The sequence below is a fragment of the Bradyrhizobium oligotrophicum genome (genome assembly GCF_051168495.1).
Classification (GTDB): Bacteria; Pseudomonadota; Alphaproteobacteria; order Rhizobiales; family Xanthobacteraceae; genus Bradyrhizobium; species Bradyrhizobium oligotrophicum_A.
The window spans coordinates 200,417-219,565 of the sequence record NZ_JBNPVB010000001.1 but is presented as its reverse complement, the minus strand read 5'-3'; the positions used below and the strand labels follow the sequence as shown (position 1 = coordinate 219,565).

Below are 19,149 nucleotides of genomic sequence, written 5' to 3'. Positions count from 1 at the left end.
GTCGTGTCAGCGCCGCAGGACCGCGCCAAGGCGCGCCTCCAGGCGACGGAGAAAATGGGCGAGGGCGAGAGCGATAGCGAGGAAGAGCGCACCGACGACGAGCATCGGCTCGGTGTAGCGGAAGGTATCGGAGGCGATGTCGAGGGCGGCGCCGAATGACTCGTACACGGCGATAGCCGCCAGGTAAGGCGTCGATTTGAAGATACCGATGAAGTAGTTGCCCATGGGCGCGGCGATATTGCGCAGCATCTGCGGCGCGATCACCAGAAGAATGCCCGCAAGCCGGCCGAGGCCAAGCACCTTTGCAGCCTCGAATTGGCCCTGGGGTACGCCGTCGATGCCAGCCTTGAACACCTCGGCGAGATAGCCGGCATAATAGAGGCTGGTTGCGACGATGCCGACCGCGAGCGCCGGGATGCGGATGCCATAGACCGGCAGGACGAAGTACAAGAAGTACAGTTGCACCAACAGAGGCGTCGAGCGGATAACATCAATGACGAAGCGAAGGGCGTAGCCGGCGATCCGGCCGCTGCGCTTGGCCACTTCCAGGGTAAAGCCGAGGAGTGAAGCGCCGGCGCACGATGCCACCGTTACGATGAGGGTCGAGCCCAGGGCACAGGCGATCTTAGGTGTGATGGAGGCGGCGAAGGCGAGGTCAAACGGCATGATCGAGCCTCCGACCCAGCCCGACCTTGCACTCGACCCAGCGGCCGAGAACAGTGGCAGGGTAACACAGCACGAAGTAAGCAAACAGCAGCGCCAGATAGATCGTCGGCGGATCGTAGTGCAGTTGCGCGATCTCTTTGGCGCGGAAGGTCATGTCCGTGAGCGTCACCAGCGACACAAGCGACGTGCCCTTCACCAGCTGGATGAACTGGTTGATGAAAGTAGGCACCATCGCGCGTAGTGCCTGCGGCACCTCGACGAGGATGAGGATTTGCCAGCTGGCGAGCCCGAGTGCGCGGCCAGCTTCAGCCTGTCCCCGGTCAAGCGCCTGCAACGCGCCGCGCACGGCCTGGCTGCCATAGCCGCCGATATGCAGTCCGAGCACCATCGCACCGACCGTTATGCCACTTAGACGGACACCGAAGGTCGGCAGCGTGTAGTAGAAGCCGTAGAGCAGAATGACGACCGAGGTCGAACGCCAGAACTCGATGACAGCAGTCACGGCGAGCCACGCCGGGCCGCGCCAAGCATATTGCGCGATACCGGCTACGAAGGCAAATGGCACAGCATAGCACATGCCGAGCGCGGTCACGGTAAGTGTGACGCCGAGCCCCTCGAAGATCGCGGAGAGTGCCGCAAGGAAGGACATGCCGGTCAGCCGTTGCCGGCGCAGAGCTGCGCTGTGGTCACCTCGCCGGCGTCGTCGTCATCGGTGAATCGATACTTGGCCATGATCGCCTTGAGCCGGCCGTCGGCGCGCATCTTCGCCAACTCGACGTTGTAGGCGTCCCGCAGCTTTTCCGAGCCTTTCGGGAAGACGGTGGCGGTGTAGAGCTTGGCGGGCAGGCCATTCGGCTTGATCAGCCCCTTGAACGGCAGCGCCCGCTCTACGCCCTCGACCTTCTGCTCCTCGAGTACGCCGATGACGCTCGGGCTCGACAGTGTCGTGACGTCAGCGCGGCCGGCGAGGATGGCCGAGACCGATGCCTCGTTGTTAAGCAATCTGGGAGCCCGGGCCTCTCCTGTACCAGCTGGCGGGTTTCGCTTGGCCGACATGCCATCGTCGTGAATCAGCGATGAACCTTTGAACCAGTTCTGTCTGCCACCGTGGGTGTTGTTGCGTCCGATTTGAATGCTTCCTTCCCCTTTGCGGCCCACAGCTCACGGGCACGTTCGCCTTGATCGCTCTGGAGCTTGTCAGCCATCCAGAGTAGTCCGCCAAGAATGATAGCGCGATCATCGCCGGTGAGTTCGATGAGACCGGCTTTGACGACGAGACCGCCGAGTTCGATGAGTTGCCGCGTCCGCCTGCGGCGCTCAACCTGCCACGAGCGCATGTCACGTCGCGCCTTTGCTGCTTGATACCGGTTGCGCGCCGCTCGGTACCGCAGGAGCGCCGTCCAAGTTGCGGTCAGTTGCCGGCGCATATCGTCGCGTCCGGCTTTGAAAGAAAGCGGTGCCGCGCTTAGCCCATGCCTCCCTCCTCCCGGCCTCTTTCGTCTCGGCCAGCACAATCAGTGCGCCTGCTAGTTCTTCAGCGCTGAGCGCGTCCGCACCGGTGGCGATGACCAATTCGCCGAGCTGACGCACTTTGCGGGTCTTCAGGCCTCGCGCTTTGTCTTCGAGTGCCTTCAGGTCTGCATCAAAGTCGCGTGGTTTGCGCATCATCGTCTCCATGAGTTCGATGCCGAAATGATAGGCGAGCGCACGCGAGAATGCTGTAAGGTCATCAGGACGGCCTGGGACGGTGCGATCCCTCCCGAGATTTTTTCGAGGGAGGGCGCGCTTATACGTCGTGCCGACGTGCGCTTCGCTGTGTAGATGATCTGGTCGCGATGGCGATCTATCATCTTCACGTCAAGGTCATTGGCCGCAAGGCCGGGAGCAGCGCGGTGGCGTCGGCGGCCTACCGCGCCGGTTCGCGGCTGCGCGACGAGCGGCTTGGCCGTGATCAGGACTTTTCCGGAAAGCGCGGTGTCGTCCATTCCGAGGTGATACTGCCGGAGAATGCGCCGCAAGCCTGGAGCGATCGCGAACGGCTCTGGAACGACGTCGAAGCGTTCGAAGCCCGCAAAGATGCCCAGCTGGCCCGTGAGGTGGAGTTCGCCCTTCCACACGAGATGAGTGAGGCGCAGGGGATCAAGCTGGCCCAAGACTTCGTGCGGGGCGAGTTCGTGGGTCTCGGCATGGTCGCCGACCTCAATGTGCATTGGGATGTGGCCGAGAACGGCATGCCCAAGCCCCATGCCCATGTCATGTTGAGCATGCGCGCGGTCGATGAGAACGGATTTGGCCAAAAGGTACGAGACTGGAACCGCACCGAGATGGTTGAGCGCTGGCGGAGACGCTGGGCCGAGCTTGCCAATGAGCGCCTGGCCGAGCTCGACATCGACGCGCGGATCGACCATCGCAGCCTGGAAGCCCAGGGCATCGGGCTGGAGCCACAGAGCCAGATCGGCGCGCCCGCTAAACGGATTGAGGTTCGAGGCAGTGCGGGCGAAGGCAGTGAGGCCGACCGCGCCGAGATGCACCGAGAGATCGCGCGTGGCAATGGCGCACGGATCATCGCCGATCCCTCTCTTGGTCTGGAGGCCATCACCCAGCAGCAATCGACCTTCACGCGCCGCGACCTGGCGAAGTTCGCACACCGGCACAGCGACGGGCTCGACCAGTTCAATGCGGTCATGGGCGCGATGCAGGGAGCGCCCGATCTGGTCGAACTCGGCCGGGACGCCCGCGGCGAGGATCGATTCACCACCCGCGGAATGGTCGAGGCAGAACAGCGTCTGCACCGTGCCGCTGAACGGATGGCGGAACGGCAGCACCATGAGGTGCGCGACGCGGACCGCACAGCCGCTTTGGTGCGGGCCAAAGCGCGCGGCCTGGTCTTGTCTAACGAGCAGGCCGAGGCACTGGCGCATGTCACGGAAGGGCACGATCTCGGGATCGTGGTCGGCTATGCCGGGACGGGAAAGAGCGCGATGCTGGGGCTGGCGCGCGAGGCGTGGGAAGCGGCAGGCTTCGAGGTCCGGGGCGCGGCGCTTTCCGGCATTGCCGCGGAAAACCTCGAAAGCGGATCGGGCATTGCGTCACGCACGATTGCCAGCTTGGAGCATGGCTGGAAACAGGGCTGTGACGGGCTCACTCCCCGCGATGTGCTCGTCATCGACGAGGCCGGCATGGTCGGCACGCGGCAGCTCGAGCGCGTGCTGTCCCATGCTGCCGAGGCTGGCGCAAAGGTGGTGCTGGTCGGCGATCCACAACAGCTGCAGGCGATCGAAGCGGGTGCGGCGTTCCGGTCGATCCATGAGCGTCACGGCGGCGCCGAGATCGGTGAAGTGCGCCGTCAGCGCCAGGACTGGCAGCGCGACGCCACGCGCGATCTGGCGACCGGCAAAGTGGGACAGGCGCTCGGAGCTTACCGCACCCACGGCATGGTGCATGAGGCCCAGACCCGCGAGCAGGCGCGTGGCGATTTGATCGAGCGCTGGGATCGCGATCGGCAGGCGTCACCGGACCGGAGCCGGATCATCCTCACCCACACCAATGACGAGGTCCGGACCCTGAACGAGGCAGCGCGTGGGCGGATGCGCGCCGCCGGCGTTCTGGGCGGCGAGGTAGTTGTGACGGTCGAGCGCGGCGCGAGAACTTTTGCCAGCGGGGATCGGGTCATGTTCCTGCAGAACGAGCGCGGGCTTGGCGTCAAGAACGGCACGCTCGGGACCGTCGAACAGGTCAGCGCGCAATCCATGACCGTGCAGACCGACGATGGCCGATCCGTGCGTTTCGACCTCAAGGATTACAACCGGATCGACCATGGCTATGCCGCGACGATCCACAAGGCACAGGGCATGACGGTTGACCGCGTCCATGTGCTGGCGACGCCCGGCATGGATGCCCACAGCAGCTATGTCGCCCTCTCGCGGCATCGCGCGGGCGTCGACCTGCATTATGGCCATGACGATTTTGCCCATCAGGACCGGTTGGTCCGCACCCTGTCGCGCGATCGCGCCAAGGATATGGCCTCGGATTACGAGCGCGCCGATCCGATCCAGAGCTACGCCGAGCGGCGTGGGATCACTATCCGGGAGCGGGTCGCCGAGATGCTGCGCAAGGTCGTGCCGGAGAAGCTGCGCGACATGTTCGACGGCCTTCGCTCTCCTGGAGAGATGCCCGGCCCGGATCTTGGACGGAGACCGGAGCGGGAAACGCCGGAAAGGGAAAGGAGCGGTGCGCACGCCGAGCGGCGCGACATCCAGGCGCCCGAAAGGAAGCTGGCGGAGGACTCGGAAAAGGAATTGCGTCGCGCACGTACCCGAGCGCTCAAGCGCCATGCCCGCGCCGTGGATGCGATCTTCACGGTGCAGGAGACAGGTGGTGTGGCAAGTGCCGACCAAGTCAAAGAGCTACAGAAGGCCCGCCAGGCCTTCGAGGAGGTGCGGCCTTATGGCTCGCGCGACGCCGAAGCCGCCTACAAGAAGAACCCGGAACTGGCCCGCGAGGCGGCTGGCGGCCAGGTCAACCGCGCCATCCGCGCGCTCCAGCTCGAAACCGAACTGCGCGTCAATCCGAGTCGCCGCACCGACCGCTTCGTCGAAGACTGGCAGAAGCTCGACCAGGCCAGCCTGCGCCAGTACCAGGCGGGCGACATCTCCGGCTACAGGACCACGCGCTCGGCGATGGGCGACATGGCAAGAAGCCTCGAGCGTGATCCGCAACTGGAATCTCTCCTTGAGAATCGCAAGCACGAGCTTGGCATTGCGTTCGAATCAGGCCGCCGGCTCGGCCTCGAACTCGCCCTCAGCCACGGCATCGACCTTGGCCGAGGCCGGGGCCTCGGAATTTGAACCATCCGATTTACCATCGATTCTTCGCCACAGTACGGCATGTCGAAAAACCTCTTGCCCGCCGTTAATGACTGTCCTGTTTGGTCGCAGCAGCCGTCAGAAACAGCCAGCAGGAGGCCGCGCAGCCATGCGCGAATCGGACCGTATCATCCGTTTAAAAACCGTCCTCGCTAGGACCGGACTATCCCGATCAACCATCTACCGCAAGATCGCTGAGGGCACATTCCCACCGCAGATCAAGATCAGCGTGAACGGGACTGGCTGGCATGAGTCCGACATCAATCGCTGGATCACGGATCCAGTCTCGTGGCGTCCGAAAGGCGCGTTTGATGAAGTCCAGTGACGAGTAGAAGCTCGCGGTCCGCAAAAAGACCGGCATGAACAAATCCGAACATGTGCGGCGCGCGCTCGACGCTTATCTCGGACATCAAACGGACGTGTCGAAGAGGTAGAGGGAGGAACACGCCTGCAGCGCGTCCGTTTCCTTCAAACCAGAAGGCTGGGGATTTATTGGACACAAGTGTCCAATATCCCCTCGCCTCCGTGGTTCACGGACCTTTCCAGTGCTGATCGACGATCCCCCGGCGCATCTTTGCCTCGGAAGTCAGTTGCCCGAGGAACCCGGCACACACGCTGCACGCTTGGTCCACGAGGTCCTTGTCGGATAACGTCTTCGCGTACTCGGCAGGCTTCGGCTCGAGCGCGGCGACATACGTCTTCCGCAGAAACGCGACCTTTTCGTCGATCTTCTTCGAGTCGATGTTGTGCGCTAGCTCGTTCCGGAGCTGGTTGATCGCCCAGAGCACATCCCACATCTCATCCTTGCCGCGAGCCGCTGCGAGGGAGATGGCGAAGTTGCCTTTGTTGCTGAAATTAATGCGCGGGATGTTCAGGTGTTCGGGATTGAATAGAGCGGCTTCCAGAAACCCGTTGAGAGCTTCTTCCACCACCAAATTGCCTTCGAGCACGGCCAGGCGCAGGTCGATGATCTTCTTGCGCCGCTCCTGCGCGGCCGCGATCCGCTTTTTGACCTCTTCTTCGCTTAACTTGGCCGCCATCACCACCTCACTGGTCCAGACGCGCGCGCAGCAGCCGCAGCGCGATCTCCGTCACCTCATGCTCGCGGTAATCATCGCCGTTTGGAAGCACGCTACCAAGCATGCTTTGACGATAAAGGTGCGGCTCCGGCTGACCCGGATATGCCGTCCACGTCGCGTTCGTCGGCTTGTGAATTACCTCGTCGCCTTCAACCTCGAATTCCTCGACGGTCGGAATTTTCCTTCCCAAGGGGCTTCCCTCCTGCCGATCACGGCTCGCTGTAGTACCACAGGCTGCGAAAACGTGCCGGACATTTCCCCCCGCCGCCCAGCGCTATCCGATGCGCTCCTCGATGAAGTCGTTGGCTCTGTTTCTTCCTGATGGCAACCCGGAGTACTTAGCCGAGACATCGGCATCGTCGAACGTGGTGCCGCTGCCCTCCTTGTACTTTTATCAATAGGATGGCTTCCCGGAGTTTCGGCGAGAGTTCGGACAGGAAATTGACGCCGGCAATAAGTCGGTTCTTGCGTATCATGGACCCGTGGCTCTCGCGTCCATGGAAGCCGAAGTCAGGGACGACGATCTGTCCCTTAAAGTACGCCATGAGAAGCAGTCCGAGGACGAACGCGTCGCCGATCTCAGCCCGGTTCAGTTCGCCAGGACCGATATCGGTCCTGAACGAGGAGTTGGTCGGATCGCACAGGACGCGCCGCAGCACCGGCGACACGAGCAGGTCGTCAATCATACCCTCCACTTCCTCGCCGTCATCCTTGATTTGATCGAATCGCTTGGGCTTGAGGAGAGCTTTGAGGAGCGCGCGCTTGCCGTTGCAGACCGTCAGCGTGTTCTCGCCCTGGCGTGACGGTATAAAGCACGTCGGCGATCGTCCGAGCTTTCCGGTAGTCGATGTTGCGCAACGGATTGAAGAGTGCATTGCCGGATCGAATACGCGCGCCAGCGGGATTTTCGGCGAGTTGTCATCTATGAAAAGGCCGGCCGTCGACGGCTCAATCTCCTTTGCGAAATCCTACATAGAGCTTGTTCATGGCCGGTGCCTCGGCAAGTAGAGCCACCGTGCCGCCAGCTACAGGGATGCTCGCTGGTCTCCCGCCGGAAAAAAGAACCTCCCGCCTTATTCTACCGCACTGATTCGGGGCTGGGAGAACGGTACTCTTAACTGTCGCGCTCGCGCTTGTATTTGAGATACCGGGCGCAGAGCTCGCGGCCGAGTTTCGTGGGTTCGTGCATGACGAACATGATGAAGAACGCGATGGCGAAAAGGCCGCCGATCGGGATGCCGTAGTCCGCTATGGTTCTGAAAAACTCGGCCGTCTTGCTGAGCGCCGGCATGCCGATAATGCGGTGCGGCGCGAGGTCATTGATGGCGTAAAGACCCACCGACAAAATGATGCAGAGAGTTATCACGTTGTAACTGGATAGCCACCGCTTCACCAATCCCAAGTTCTCCAGCCTGCTCCACTGGGCTGCCTCGCCTATCCGGCGCCCAGGCGCACGGGCGAATTTAGCCAGGAAAAAGCAGATGTCGCCGGGCTGCGAGGCTTTCACAACAGAAAGCAGGCGTTCTCCATCGGCCTCGTCGTCCATGATCGCGTCGAGCAACGCTTCCCACAGCGACGAAAGCGTTGGCTCCTCAGCATCCGTTTCCGCGGCGCGCCTCGCCCATTCAGTGATCGCCCTCGTCGTTCTCGGAGACGGGTTTTCGACGCTTTCCTTTTTGCCTTTCTTGCGCCTCGTCCTCTGGACGTTCTCGACATGGCGGTCGAGGTTCCCCTTCATTTTCTTTTCGAGCGCGTCCCCCGCCACCTCAATGGGGATCGCGAAAAGCCGGTCGATCGCCGCGAACGTCCGGCGCAGCGGTATCGGCACGCCCGCAAGATTGAACGTGAACCCCGGCGAGTGCGCCGCATGGTGCTCGGCCGGCGCCGAGATCGGGCCAAGGCCCGGCATTGCCGGCAGCCCGCCCCTATTTTGTTCGTCCGCCATCTCCCCTCACTTTTTCAAAATCGACGCCAAGCCGATCAGCGTTCCGAGTATCCCGACCAAACCCGGCACCCACATCAAGACAAACTCCGCGCGCGCCTTCTTTTCCACTCGGATGGCGGCGCGCAACTGGTTGATACCCTGCTCGCTCAAAAATACACGGTCGCCAATATCGTGGTCCCACATCGCCTTGTCGTTTAAGGGCGGCGCTGGAATGAACAGCCGCCTCGCTTGCGAGATGAGATAGCTCGAATGAAGCTGCTGTATCTCGTCCTGGTAATGAAAGTAGAGGCTCAGTCCTTCTTGATCGATGTCCGAGATCTCCTCGCCTTTTGCGCCGCGCTTTTTGGCTTCCGCTATTCTCTCCTCATAACCCTTTTCTTCCGAGCGCTGATCGCGCTCGAGCTTTCGCAGCTTTCTGCGGAATTGGAGATACAGAAACACCGACTACCCCTTTTTCATTCCCCATTGGGCCTGGGCCGCCTTACGGGCGTTCGCGTTGCGCTGCTGTTTCGACAGCCTACTGTTCGTCACCGAGGCCCCAGCTTCCCGACCTCTCGTACGTCCATGACCCGCATTCTAGCACACAAATACGCGCCGCCGCGCGTATCCACACCCACCGGTTGCGATCCCTTGCGCATCGCTGCGCATATGATCCAATGGTGTCAGGTGGAATGAAGCGGTCTGAAACGCCCTATTTCGTGAGCTTTCAGCGCAAGAAAGTCACGCGCCGCTTCATTCCGCAACTCTTTGGCATTTGTGGTGAGCGGACTGCTGCGGGACGTGCACCAGCGACAATACGGGGCTTGCTGGACTTGTCCTTAAGGAAGAAACGCCGTTGCCCGCGGCCGCCCGCTCATCACACGTGAAAAGTGGACGCTGGTGTTGGGTTAGTAGCATATCCACCTCTTTGCTTGCGCATTGCGAGGGGCCAGCCGCCCACTTCTCACGACATAGCAATGCCAGCGATCAGCTCGTGGCACCGCAATTTGCAGCATCGAGCGCGAAGAAACAGCCGATGAGGTCGTGCGAGTTATCACGACATTAGTAATGACCGTCGCCGGCTCGACAGATCCGTAATCTGCGGATCCCAGGCGTCGCTAGGCAGCGAGGCCCTTCGGATCTTCCACCTCGGCGGTCCGCTCACCAACAGCTTGGGCTAAGAAACGAGCCAACGCTGCTTTCCGCGAGTCGCGATCGAGTGCGTAGGCGGTTTGCTTGAATTCTACTCCGTCGAGAAGTCCTTGAATGTAACCTGAAACTGTATCAGCGGCCATGATGAGCGCGGTGTCGAGTGTATGGATGTACTTGCTTGTGACGGAACCTTTCGAATGACCGACCAGCGCTGCGATCGTAACCTCGGTGAACCCGAGATCGTTGGCGATGCTAGCAAAACTGTGACGCAACACGTGAGGCGTGAAGTTTGGAAGCGACGATTTGCTGAACAACTGTTCCCAATGGTTTGGGAAGCTGCCGAATGCGTTATCGTCCCCGTACCCCGGAAAAACGTAAGAGCCGACTTTCTTCCTCTTTCGGGCGTCCATGAATTCCACCACAGGAAGTCCAATTGGTCGGATCGATGCACCCTCCTTGCTGTCCGCTAGACGCAAACAGCTCGCCTCGGTATCCACTTCTGACCACTTGAGGCCGATGATTTCACTGCGACGGCAGCCGGTCAGCGCGATCTGGCGGATGATATCGACCGTTATGGCGTACTTTTCGTCCTTTGCTGCTTCCTCCAGCATCTCGCCCAGCATCCGGTACTCGGCCTCCGTGAGCCGACGATTGCGGACATTGTCTTTCGGCTTGCGAATGCCGTGGGCTGGATTGTGCTCGATGATCCCGGCCTCCACCGCATAGGTGAGAATGCCCCCGAGGAGACCGACGGTTCGCGTTGCCGTGCCGACGCCGCCACGTACATTGGCTCTGCCACGAAGCGTCTTGGTCTTGACGCTGGCACGAGTCTTCCCGGCCATGATGTCCTTCAGGACCTTGTTGACGTCTGCTTTGACAAGATCCTTGACGCGGCGTGTGCCAATCAACGGAATTATGTGGCGATTGATGCGCCCAGTGTCCGTCACCAACGTTGTCGACTTCTTCGGGCGTCCGCCCTTGCCGAGAATAAGGCCCGCTTCAAAGTCTTTGAGGTAGAGTTCGCAGAGTTCCTTGACCGTGACCGCCTTGTGGTCGAGCTGCCGCTCCTCGGCCGGGTTGTCACCTTGGGCCACCCGCCCCAGCTGAATCTTGGCTTCCTTACGGGCAAGCTCAGGCGTCCAAACACCGTGAACCCCGATGCTATAGCGGCGAGAGCGGCCGGCCGAACGGTATTGAATTAGGTAGCTGCGCTTGCCCGACTTGAAGACGCGCAGGCCAAAGCCAGGCAGTTCGTCATCCCAGATCACGTAGTCTGTGCTTTGGGGTTCGGCGCTTTCGACAACGCGTTTACTGAGCTTAGGCATGGATTTTCTCTCCTCCGAAGCCCGTCTTCCGCGTAAGCACCACGTAAGCACTTGGAGGAAAACCGGAGCGTACCGCAGGATACGGTCGGCGGAGGCTCATTCCAGATTCGATAATGATTATAGTGGGATATCGTAGCATTGGATGTCCTGGCGTTTTCTCGCGCAGCACAACTTAAAATGCTCCGAAGGCAAAGGTCACACGTTCGAATCGTGTCGGGTGCGCCAGCGTTTCTCTTCGATCTCGCGCACACCGCCGGGGATGCACCGGAGGCGACGTCACATACGGGCGCGGGACGTGAGATCGGGGCCTGATCGTCCCGGCCACCTGTCGTGAAACTTCGTAAGAATTATCCCGCGCATCTGGCAGCCGGCACGCTGGCGGCACTTGAGGGCTTCACCTCCTGGGATCCGCGATCATGGCCCAGCATCGAAGCATGTCGGCTGTCCCCATGACGAGACGCAGGAATGGAGATCCATGGCGCGGCGACCAGGACGAACTTCTCATCCTGATTGTCGCCGCGGCGAGATATCGTCTTGTCGGAATGGAATGACCGGATGACGGCGTCCCGGATGCGCGGGCAGCCGGGACTTCAATCGTCTGCCTGCTTGCCCCTCATCCGCCTGGCCGCGTGATCCGGTCCATTGGACCGGATCACGGACCCGCGCTCCACAGGTGATTCGCGTTGCGGATCTAGCCAACGACCCGCTCTCGCCGACCGGTCAGAAGACCAACCGCGTCGTCATATCCATCGACCCCTTCGCAGGCCGCGGCGCGCGGCGTACGGCCTCCGAGCTGGGCGGATGTCATATCGAGCCATTGCTGCGCGGCGCCGGTATCGCCGAACTTCGAGCCGGCGGCCTCTTCGAGCTTGTGGACGCGCGCGGTGCGCACCTCGGCCATCGGGTCATACGGATCCTGCGCCACGCCCGCCGGGATGTACCAGCCGAGGGAACCGCCGATCACCGCACCGAACAACGTCACCAGGATGACGAGATCATAGCCGGTGCGCGGATCGTCCCCGACGAGGGCGAACCAGGCACTGCAGGCCAGCAGGCCGAACAACGCGGTGGCGCCCGCCTGCAGGGTGATCTCGAGCCAGCGCGGCGGCCTGCGGCGCAGCTCGACGTTGTCGAGCGCGAACGCATAGAACGCACCGGTCGTCGCCGGCATCATGGCGTAGGCAGCCATGCCCTTCAACAACGCCGGCGTCACGATCTCCTGGTACATCGCGCCCCAAGACACGAGAACCGCATAGCCGCCGAACCCGCAGACGATGCCGACCCGGATCAGATTGGCGAGTGGCGAGATCGGGCCGTGCGCGTCGCGGCGATACCATCGCCCTCGCGCGAGCGCGCGTGTCCGCACGCGGTCCGCCAACAGAATGGCAGCGCCATGGGCCGAGACCGCAGAGAGACACCACAGGAACGCGTCGGGCGCCGAGGCCGGAAAATTGCGCGACGCATGCCACCAGCCGCTCAGCCCGGCCGCGGCCATCACCAGAACGAGCACGCTTGCCGCCATCACACCCAGCCCGCCGATGATGAGATTGCCGCGCTCCGACACCGGCTGCTGCGACTCCGCGCACAGGAAGCCGAGCCGGACGAGCGCAAGCGTGACGTCGGCCCCCGGGGCGAGCCCGCGACGCACCGCGCCCGCGAGCAGAATGTGGTACGCGCGCAAGGTCTCGCGGATGCGGGCCTGCAGCTGTGCGGCCGAATAGCTCCGGCCCAACCGCAATTGCGCGCGATATTCGACGACGTCATTCGCCAGGGTCTGACGCTCCGTCTCCAGGGTCTGGAGGACGGGATTTCCGAGCCCGCCGACGAGGGCGGCGGACCTGCCGGCGTCGAGTTCGTAGCTCAGCACGCACAGCCGCGCCCAGCCGTATTCGAGCGATCCGCGAGGCCTGGTGAAATCGCCCTGCTCCACCCCCGTCATCGCGGGCAATGCCAGCATCGCACCATCCTGATAGGGCGCGAAGTCGAACTCCGCGGCGGCCATCTTGTCAGCGATTGCGAGTGTCGCCGCCGGGATATAGGCGCGCTCGCGCGCGAACTGCCCGAGGTTACGCTCGATCTGTTCGAGGTAACCGACCCGGCGGATCGCGCCGACCAGGATGAGCGCGATGAGCAGCGGCAGCACGGGAACGAGCGCTGCCGGCGGCGTGAATCCGCCGATCTTGAGTGCGGCCGGACCGAGGACCGACAGCGCAACCAGCGCCACGATCATGGCCGTGACGTAGACGATCATCGCCCGCTTCAGTTCTTCGCGCGAGGCGAGGATTCGCGTGGGAAACTTCGCGACCACACTGTCGATGCCGCCGATCGGCATCGCGCCGAAATCGTTCATCGCAAACAGCACGACGATCAGGCCGCCCGTCGCCAAAGCCAACATGAACTGCAGGAATCCTGCGTCATAGTCGTGGCTGACCTGGACCCAGGCACCGAGCCACTCGAATAAGTTCGCCATGGCTTTCTCCCTTCATGGCATGCGTTGCACTTCACCATGGCTCACCGGCATCCGCCCCGGCTGCTGCAACCGGTCTGCGCGAGCTGGATGGGCTGTACAGCTGACGAAGCCGCGTCCTGCATGGTTCCTGCCGCCTCGCGCGGTGGCGCGGGCGCGATCGGATCGGCGGCCGTGATCGTGTAGGCGAATAGCGGGAGCATCATCAAACGAATCGATGTTGCGGACATAACGATCTCCTCGAGCGTTCGGTTGTCGATGTGCATGGCGCCCGCACGTGCGGACGCAACACCATCTTCGTCCTGCACCGGCACGCTGTCGCGTGAGATAAGTGTGAAAGCGTGGATCTGAATCCGACTTCAAGAAACCAGCGCGTCGGACATTCCGCCGGGACGCGTCCAGCTCGAGGTCGGCTGCACGCTAGTCGTGAGGATGCTCTGGTCCGGGCGGGCGTGCGGATGTGTCGTGATCGCACGGACGCAGTTCGAGTCCGGGCTGGCGATGGGGTGGCACGAGGACGGCACCGAGCCTGGCCTTGATCAATTCAGGGTCGGCGCGCCGGCTGCACGAGCCATCCTCGTCCGGCCGCCCTGCCTGTTCGCGAGACTCTGGTACATAGCCGCAGAGCAGGCTGAGATAGTTGGTCGCTTCGGCGCATTTGACGGCGTGGTCGTCGGCCGTGACGAAGGTCTCGACGAGCTGACGCGCGACGATCGGCGCCGCGGCGCTGGTGCCCTGCACGACAGATCGTGAACCGCTGCGCACACCGGCCGAGATCGTTCCCGGCAAGGCGCGCGAGCGGTCGGACATCGCCGAGCAATCGACGATTTTCTCGATCCAATCAGGCCTCAGCGTGCCTGCAGCGCTGTAGCGCGCCGGCTGCGCGCAGGCCAGGCTCGAGCCCAGGCCTGCGCCGAGACGGTAGCCTCCGACGACGAGCGACATGCGCCCTGTCGCAAGTCCATTCAGGCTACCGAAACGTTTCACGGGCGATGTCACGGTGTCCGTTTCAGCGAGATCGCCCTGCGGCGTGAAGCGGGCCTCTTCGTAGGTGTCCAGGTCGAAATAGCTCTGCCGGCTGCCGGAGCGAAACGATTCGAAATCGGTCGAGCGCTGGATCCAGCAATGGATCGGATGGTCGCCCAGCCGGGCTGTGGTGGTGCGCCGGATCGTCACGGTCCATCGGCCGGAATCGGCGCCCGGCAGGCAGTCGTCGTGCGGTTCCGTCGGCGCCATCGCGACCAGGACACGCCGGCGTCCCGTCTTGCGATGGCGGCCTTCGGCACCGTCGTCGGAAGTGGCGGGTGTCATATCGGCCCGGTCGAAGTCCGCGCTGATCTGTCCGATCACCTGCCCGGCTGGATTCAGCACGGAAAGGACGCGGATCGGATCGCCGAACAGGCGGGCCGAATGGTGGACCCCAACAGGCAGGGACGTTTGACATTGGTTGGACGGGTCGTCGCGCAAACACGCGATCATGCCGGAGGGGTTGCGCAACTCGACGGAAAAGGCGAAGGGATCGGGTGAACCAGCGTCCTGATAGAACCACAATTCGAGATAGGCCGGCGTACGGCCATTGGGCTGAATGCGCCACGGCAGCACAACCACGTCGTCATGATCGAAATCGTAGTCGTGGACTTCCAAGTGCAGGCGATCGAGAAAGGTGTTGCCGGCGGCCAGGACGAGCGCGGTCGGCGCGCAGCGCCGGCGCATCTGGATCAGTTCGTCGATGGCCGCTTCGACCTCGTCGCCGCCATCGTGGCGCCCGCCCGTGCTGCCGTAGCTGAAGTTGATGACCAGGCGCGGATCGGGGACGCCGTACATTGTCTTGATCACGTCGACGCGATGAAAAATGTAGTGAAATGCCGACAACAAATACATGTCCTTGCCGAAGCCCGACGTATCCATGGTCACGCTGTTCGGCAGCTGCACGGCGATGATCCGGACGTGCTCCGGCGGGTCCTCGCCGTGGGCGGCATCGTAGCCGGTGGCGAGATTCATCACATGAGAACCGTGGGTGGTGTGATGACCCAGCAGGCTGCCGAAATCGCCGGCAGCGCAGGTTGCACCCACGGCGTCGTAAAGATGGTCTTCATCATCGCCGAAGCACGCGATCGCCCGATTGATGTCGGCGCGGGTGTATTCACGGCCGAACAACACGCTCGTCTGTCCCTGCTGAACATCGGCGGATTGCAGCCAGCAGAACTCGACCCGCGTATGGGCGCCGTCGGCATCCCGGAAATTGCGATGGGCAAAGGGGATGCCGTCGTCAATGATGGCCACGACGGTGAGCCGTTGGCCGTCGCTCCCAGCACGCAATCCCTGCTCGGGCTCGCAATCGGGATCGGTCGGCTCGCTGAGCTCGGAATGCATGGCGTGAGACGGCACGGGCAACGCCACGCGGAAGCGTGATGTTGGAATGTCGCGCAACTGCGGCCCGTTCGGCACCGTCTGATCCCGCGCCTCCACGGAAGCGCTCCTGAGCAACTCCTCAAGCGCCTGCGGGCTGTCGAGCCGATAGCCCGCAGGGCTCTCGACGACGAACGGCAGGAATTTCGGTCGGTCGGGGGACCCCTTCCACAGAGTAGGCAATCTGGCGACAGCCTTGACCTTGCTGGGGACGTTTTCCGGAGCAGGGATCGGGTCCGCGAACTCCGCAAACGCCGAAATGTATCGCGAATTGCCGTGCATCGCGGGAAAGGCGTAAGGCCGGCCTACGCCGAAGTTCCAGTATTCGTAGGGACCGAGATAGGCTTGAACCCTTGGCCGATCCGCGAGTCCGTCGTCCTGGCTCGGTTCCATCATTGCGATCCATCATGCAGGCTGAGTTCGTCGCTTGCCTTGCGCCACAGGAACGAGAATAGCGGGCTCGCGCCAAGCTCGAACTTGCCGATGCCTGCGACGCCGAACTCGTCGTTCTCGGCTTTGACGAACTCCTTCAAGAAGAAGTCCTTCGTTCCGACAGCGCGATAGCTGTAGCCGTCCACTTCACGGCCATGGCACTTCGCCAGCACGATCTGACCGACGGCGCGTCCGAGGATTGCGCCGGCCCATGTGTCGATCGGATAGTGCACGCCGGCCACGGTGCGGTTCACGGCGATCCGTTCGGCCAGCTTGCTCAGCAGTTCACGTCGACGTTTGAAATCCGCGTAGTGAGGCTTGTTGCAGTGATATTCCACGAACCCCCGCAGGACTTCCGCCACCGCAAAGGCCTCGGTGGCATGCGCGCTGGGGAAACTTCCGTGGGCCGGCGTCGGGATCATGGGCATGACCTTGGCGCCGATGCGGTCCGGACGGCGGCACGCCAGATGGTGCTTGAGGATCATTGCGACATGCGATGCCAACACCTGCGTGATCGCGATCAGCTCGAAAATGTATCGGTTGGGTCCGGCCTGGAGGCCCAGGATCATCGCGAAATAGGGGGTCGGAAATCCGACTTGCGTCAGGATTTCCGGGGTGCGATCCGGCCGCTGATCCAGATAGGCGATCATGAAGTCGAGTTGCTTCTCGAAGCATGCCATCGCCGGACGCTGCACATCCAGGAACGTGTTGTGGCCGTACGACAGACAGACCTTTTTTTGATCTTCGTCGACCCGCCAATCGAGCTCCTTCAGGAAGTCCGTGATGTAGAGCGACCCACGAACCCAGTCGGCCCACAACTCCATATTCGCAGGGTTCGAGAAGCCGAGCTCCTTCGCTGTCGGCTCGTAATGAGGTCCTGCGACGTGGGTGATGGCCTGCTCGGTGACCTGCAGGCCCTGCGCCAACACGGGATCGTAGACGGCATCAGCGCCTGCGCCGAGGAAGGGACCGAGGCCGCTGAAGTTCGAACTCCCGGCCCCGCCGAACCCTCCGAACCCGCCAAATCCGCCGAAACCTCCAAATCCCCCGAAGCCGCCGAAACCACCCAATTGAGACATCGCCGCCCTCCGTGGTGAACTATGGAATGCCTGCAGAACGCAGAGCCGCTGCGACCCTGCGGCCACTTTCGTGATCTCCCGCAGGGTGACCCCGCAGGTAGTTGGCAACGGTGAAATCCGGGTGCCGGCGCAGGATCTCGGAGGCGACGGTGCGCGCCTCGGCGCCGCGATCGAGATAATGCAGCGCTGCGATCTTGGTTCGCAGTGTCGAAATGTGACGGTCGTGGCGTTGCAGCGAGCGGTCGGCAAACGCCAGCGATTCCTCGTAACGGCCCGCAGACAACAATGCGCTCGCGCTCAACGACTCGTAAAAATATTGAAAGGGGTCGATCGGAGACAGGCGGCGCGCTGTCTCCGCCGCGCCGACCGCGGCCTCAGGCTCGTCACCGAAGGCATGCAGCGCGCCCGTCAGGAGCCAGGCCAGCGACTCGTTCGGATTGAGCCGCAGGGCCGCATCGTAGCGGTCCCGCGCGACATCCATGCGTCGCAGCAGATTGGTGTGCGCGAAGCCGTCGATCGTCAGCGCGAAGCTGCTCGCGGGATCGATGTCCAGGGCACGCGCCGTGCAATCCACTGCCCGCCTCGTGTCCTTCGTGGGGTCCGTACTCCAGCCGTTGAACACGCTGAGCACATGCCACTTGCCGAACCAGGCGTGCGCTTCGGCCGCATGAGGCGCGCGCCTGAGCGCCTCATCGATCAGGTCGCGCGACTTGGCGAACGCGCGCAACGACGGGCGGTGCATCAGATCGACGCCTGCGAGCAACAAGCGGTGATCCTCCACCTCGGCCAGGCGTCGGCCGTTCACATGGAGGATGGCGTCGTCCGCAATCGCGCGCCCGACCGCAATGACGATCTCGCCGACACCCTCGGCGGACCGGCTGAGGAAGCCTTGAAGCGGCCCCGCGAATTGCCGCGTCCAAAGGATACGTCCTGACGCGGTATCGATGAAATCGGCATCCAGCACCAGCTCGTTCGCGCCGACGCGCAGCGAGCCTGCCACGCAATAGTCGACCGCCAGTGCGGCTCGGACGGTCGGAATGTCGATCACGCCGAGGTCGAGAGCACGACTGGACCAGTGCGAGATCACCGCGATCAGATTCGACCGTGACAGCGATCGTGATGTTTCTTCGGCCAGCCAGTCGCCGAGGACCGCATGTTCGGCCGCGCCGCCGACGGTGCGGAACGGCAGCACCGCAATGGCCGGCAGCAGCGGACGGGGCGGAGGTTGCGATGAAAGACTGTAGAGCGAGTAGATCTGTTCCGGATTGAGGCGCATCGCGCCGAGCCAGCGATTGAAGCCGTCTTCGCGGATGTTGATGCCTTCGAGGAGTTCGCCGCCGCCGGGCCGCCCGATGAAGGACACGCGCGTCAGATCGAGCGTGATGTCGGAATTCGTACTGATGAGAATTTCCGCAAAACTGTCGCCCAAGATCTGCTTGATATCGGACAATGCCCGCCGAAGGCTTTGCCGTCCGGTGTCGTAGCAGGCCGTCCCCCAGAGCATGTCCTGCAGAAACGGGCGTGTGCGGCGCCCGAACGGCGCGGTGGCCAGCAGCGCAAACAGCGCCTTGTGCTTGGCGCCCGTGATCTCGAATCCGCCCGGCCGCGAGGATCGGACCACGCAGGCTCCAAAGAGGTTGATTTCAATGCGACTGGTGTTCGGCACAACATCACCGATGGTGACAACTGCAACCTTGAAATGCACGAAGCCTAGCACCGCACGTGCAGTGCCTCCAAGTGGTTTCACGCTT

At 62.6% G+C, this 19,149-nt stretch carries 18 protein-coding genes and 1 pseudogene; 4 read left to right on the top strand and 15 right to left on the bottom strand.

What is annotated here, in order from left to right:
- Window positions 1-6: 6 nt before the first annotated feature.
- The 5 genes from ACQR1B_RS01060 to ACQR1B_RS01040 form a co-directional block, all read right to left on the bottom strand.
- The gene (locus tag ACQR1B_RS01060) at window positions 7-666 is read right to left on the bottom strand and encodes an amino acid ABC transporter permease (RefSeq protein WP_434832701.1); all 660 of its coding nucleotides are present in this window, start codon (window positions 664-666) and stop codon (window positions 7-9) included.
- Window positions 656-1,315 carry an amino acid ABC transporter permease gene (locus ACQR1B_RS01055; RefSeq protein ID WP_434832702.1) on the bottom strand — a complete coding sequence of 220 codons (660 nt, stop codon included), beginning with the start codon at window positions 1,313-1,315 and terminating at the stop codon, window positions 656-658. The genes ACQR1B_RS01060 and ACQR1B_RS01055 overlap by 11 nt, the downstream gene beginning before the upstream one ends.
- Before the next feature lie 5 nt (window positions 1,316-1,320).
- Window positions 1,321-1,668 (bottom strand): hypothetical protein, encoded by a 348-nt coding sequence (locus tag ACQR1B_RS01050; RefSeq protein WP_434832703.1) that lies wholly within the window; start codon window positions 1,666-1,668, stop codon window positions 1,321-1,323.
- 68 nt (window positions 1,669-1,736) lie between these two features.
- Window positions 1,737-2,003 carry a conjugal transfer protein TraD gene (locus ACQR1B_RS01045; RefSeq protein WP_434832704.1) on the bottom strand — a complete coding sequence of 89 codons (267 nt, stop codon included), beginning with the start codon at window positions 2,001-2,003 and terminating at the stop codon, window positions 1,737-1,739.
- 1 nt (window position 2,004) lies between these two features.
- Window positions 2,005-2,331: a conjugal transfer protein TraD gene (locus ACQR1B_RS01040; protein ID WP_434832892.1), complete on the bottom strand. Its 327-nt coding sequence runs from the start codon at window positions 2,329-2,331 to the stop codon at window positions 2,005-2,007.
- 170 nt (window positions 2,332-2,501) lie between these two features.
- On the opposite strand from ACQR1B_RS01040, the gene traA reads away from it, so the two are divergent.
- The 3 genes and pseudogenes from traA to ACQR1B_RS01025 all read left to right on the top strand — a co-directional run.
- Entirely contained in the window at window positions 2,502-5,513 is a 3,012-nt protein-coding gene (traA, locus tag ACQR1B_RS01035) for a Ti-type conjugative transfer relaxase TraA (protein WP_434832705.1), read from the top strand.
- Window positions 5,514-5,640: 127 nt separating this feature from the next.
- Window positions 5,641-5,856, top strand: a complete 216-nt coding sequence (locus tag ACQR1B_RS01030) for a helix-turn-helix transcriptional regulator (protein WP_434832706.1) — start codon at window positions 5,641-5,643, stop codon at window positions 5,854-5,856.
- Between the two features lie 22 nt (window positions 5,857-5,878).
- Window positions 5,879-5,965 (top strand): annotated as a pseudogene (locus tag ACQR1B_RS01025) (hypothetical protein); the annotation flags it as partial.
- 96 nt (window positions 5,966-6,061) lie between these two features.
- On the opposite strand, the gene ACQR1B_RS01020 reads toward ACQR1B_RS01025, so the two are convergent.
- Together ACQR1B_RS01020 and ACQR1B_RS01015 are read right to left on the bottom strand one after the other, a co-directional pair.
- Window positions 6,062-6,571: a hypothetical protein gene (locus tag ACQR1B_RS01020; RefSeq protein ID WP_434832707.1), complete on the bottom strand. Its 510-nt coding sequence runs from the start codon at window positions 6,569-6,571 to the stop codon at window positions 6,062-6,064.
- Between the two features lie 7 nt (window positions 6,572-6,578).
- On the bottom strand, window positions 6,579-6,800 hold the full coding sequence (locus ACQR1B_RS01015) for a hypothetical protein (protein ID WP_434832708.1): 222 nt from the start codon (window positions 6,798-6,800) through the stop codon (window positions 6,579-6,581).
- 307 nt (window positions 6,801-7,107) lie between these two features.
- Here ACQR1B_RS01015 and ACQR1B_RS01010 point away from each other — a divergent pair, with 307 nt between their 5' ends.
- Complete coding sequence (locus tag ACQR1B_RS01010; protein ID WP_434832709.1) at window positions 7,108-7,413, top strand: hypothetical protein; 306 nt, start codon at window positions 7,108-7,110, stop codon at window positions 7,411-7,413.
- 311 nt (window positions 7,414-7,724) lie between these two features.
- Here the strand turns inward: ACQR1B_RS01010 and ACQR1B_RS01005 are convergent, their stop codons facing one another.
- The 8 genes from ACQR1B_RS01005 to ACQR1B_RS00970 form a co-directional block, all read right to left on the bottom strand.
- A complete protein-coding gene (locus tag ACQR1B_RS01005) occupies window positions 7,725-8,555 on the bottom strand; it encodes a hypothetical protein (protein ID WP_434832710.1) in 831 nt (276 codons plus the stop codon).
- A gap of 6 nt (window positions 8,556-8,561) precedes the next feature.
- Entirely contained in the window at window positions 8,562-8,996 is a 435-nt protein-coding gene (locus ACQR1B_RS01000; RefSeq protein ID WP_434832711.1) for a hypothetical protein, read from the bottom strand.
- Window positions 8,997-9,652: 656 nt separating this feature from the next.
- Entirely contained in the window at window positions 9,653-11,011 is a 1,359-nt protein-coding gene (locus ACQR1B_RS00995) for a tyrosine-type recombinase/integrase (protein WP_434832712.1), read from the bottom strand.
- Between the two features lie 691 nt (window positions 11,012-11,702).
- The gene (locus ACQR1B_RS00990; RefSeq protein WP_434832713.1) at window positions 11,703-13,481 is read right to left on the bottom strand and encodes a hypothetical protein; all 1,779 of its coding nucleotides are present in this window, start codon (window positions 13,479-13,481) and stop codon (window positions 11,703-11,705) included.
- A gap of 41 nt (window positions 13,482-13,522) precedes the next feature.
- On the bottom strand, window positions 13,523-13,744 hold the full coding sequence (locus tag ACQR1B_RS00985) for a hypothetical protein (RefSeq protein WP_434832714.1): 222 nt from the start codon (window positions 13,742-13,744) through the stop codon (window positions 13,523-13,525).
- Window positions 13,745-13,898: 154 nt separating this feature from the next.
- A complete protein-coding gene (locus ACQR1B_RS00980) occupies window positions 13,899-15,878 on the bottom strand; it encodes a S8 family serine peptidase (protein ID WP_434875125.1) in 1,980 nt (659 codons plus the stop codon).
- Between the two features lie 401 nt (window positions 15,879-16,279).
- Window positions 16,280-17,248 carry a phosphatase PAP2 family protein gene (locus ACQR1B_RS00975; RefSeq protein WP_434832893.1) on the bottom strand — a complete coding sequence of 323 codons (969 nt, stop codon included), beginning with the start codon at window positions 17,246-17,248 and terminating at the stop codon, window positions 16,280-16,282.
- Window positions 17,249-17,417: 169 nt separating this feature from the next.
- Window positions 17,418-19,103: a hypothetical protein gene (locus ACQR1B_RS00970; RefSeq protein WP_434832716.1), complete on the bottom strand. Its 1,686-nt coding sequence runs from the start codon at window positions 19,101-19,103 to the stop codon at window positions 17,418-17,420.
- Window positions 19,104-19,149 lie beyond the last annotated feature (46 nt).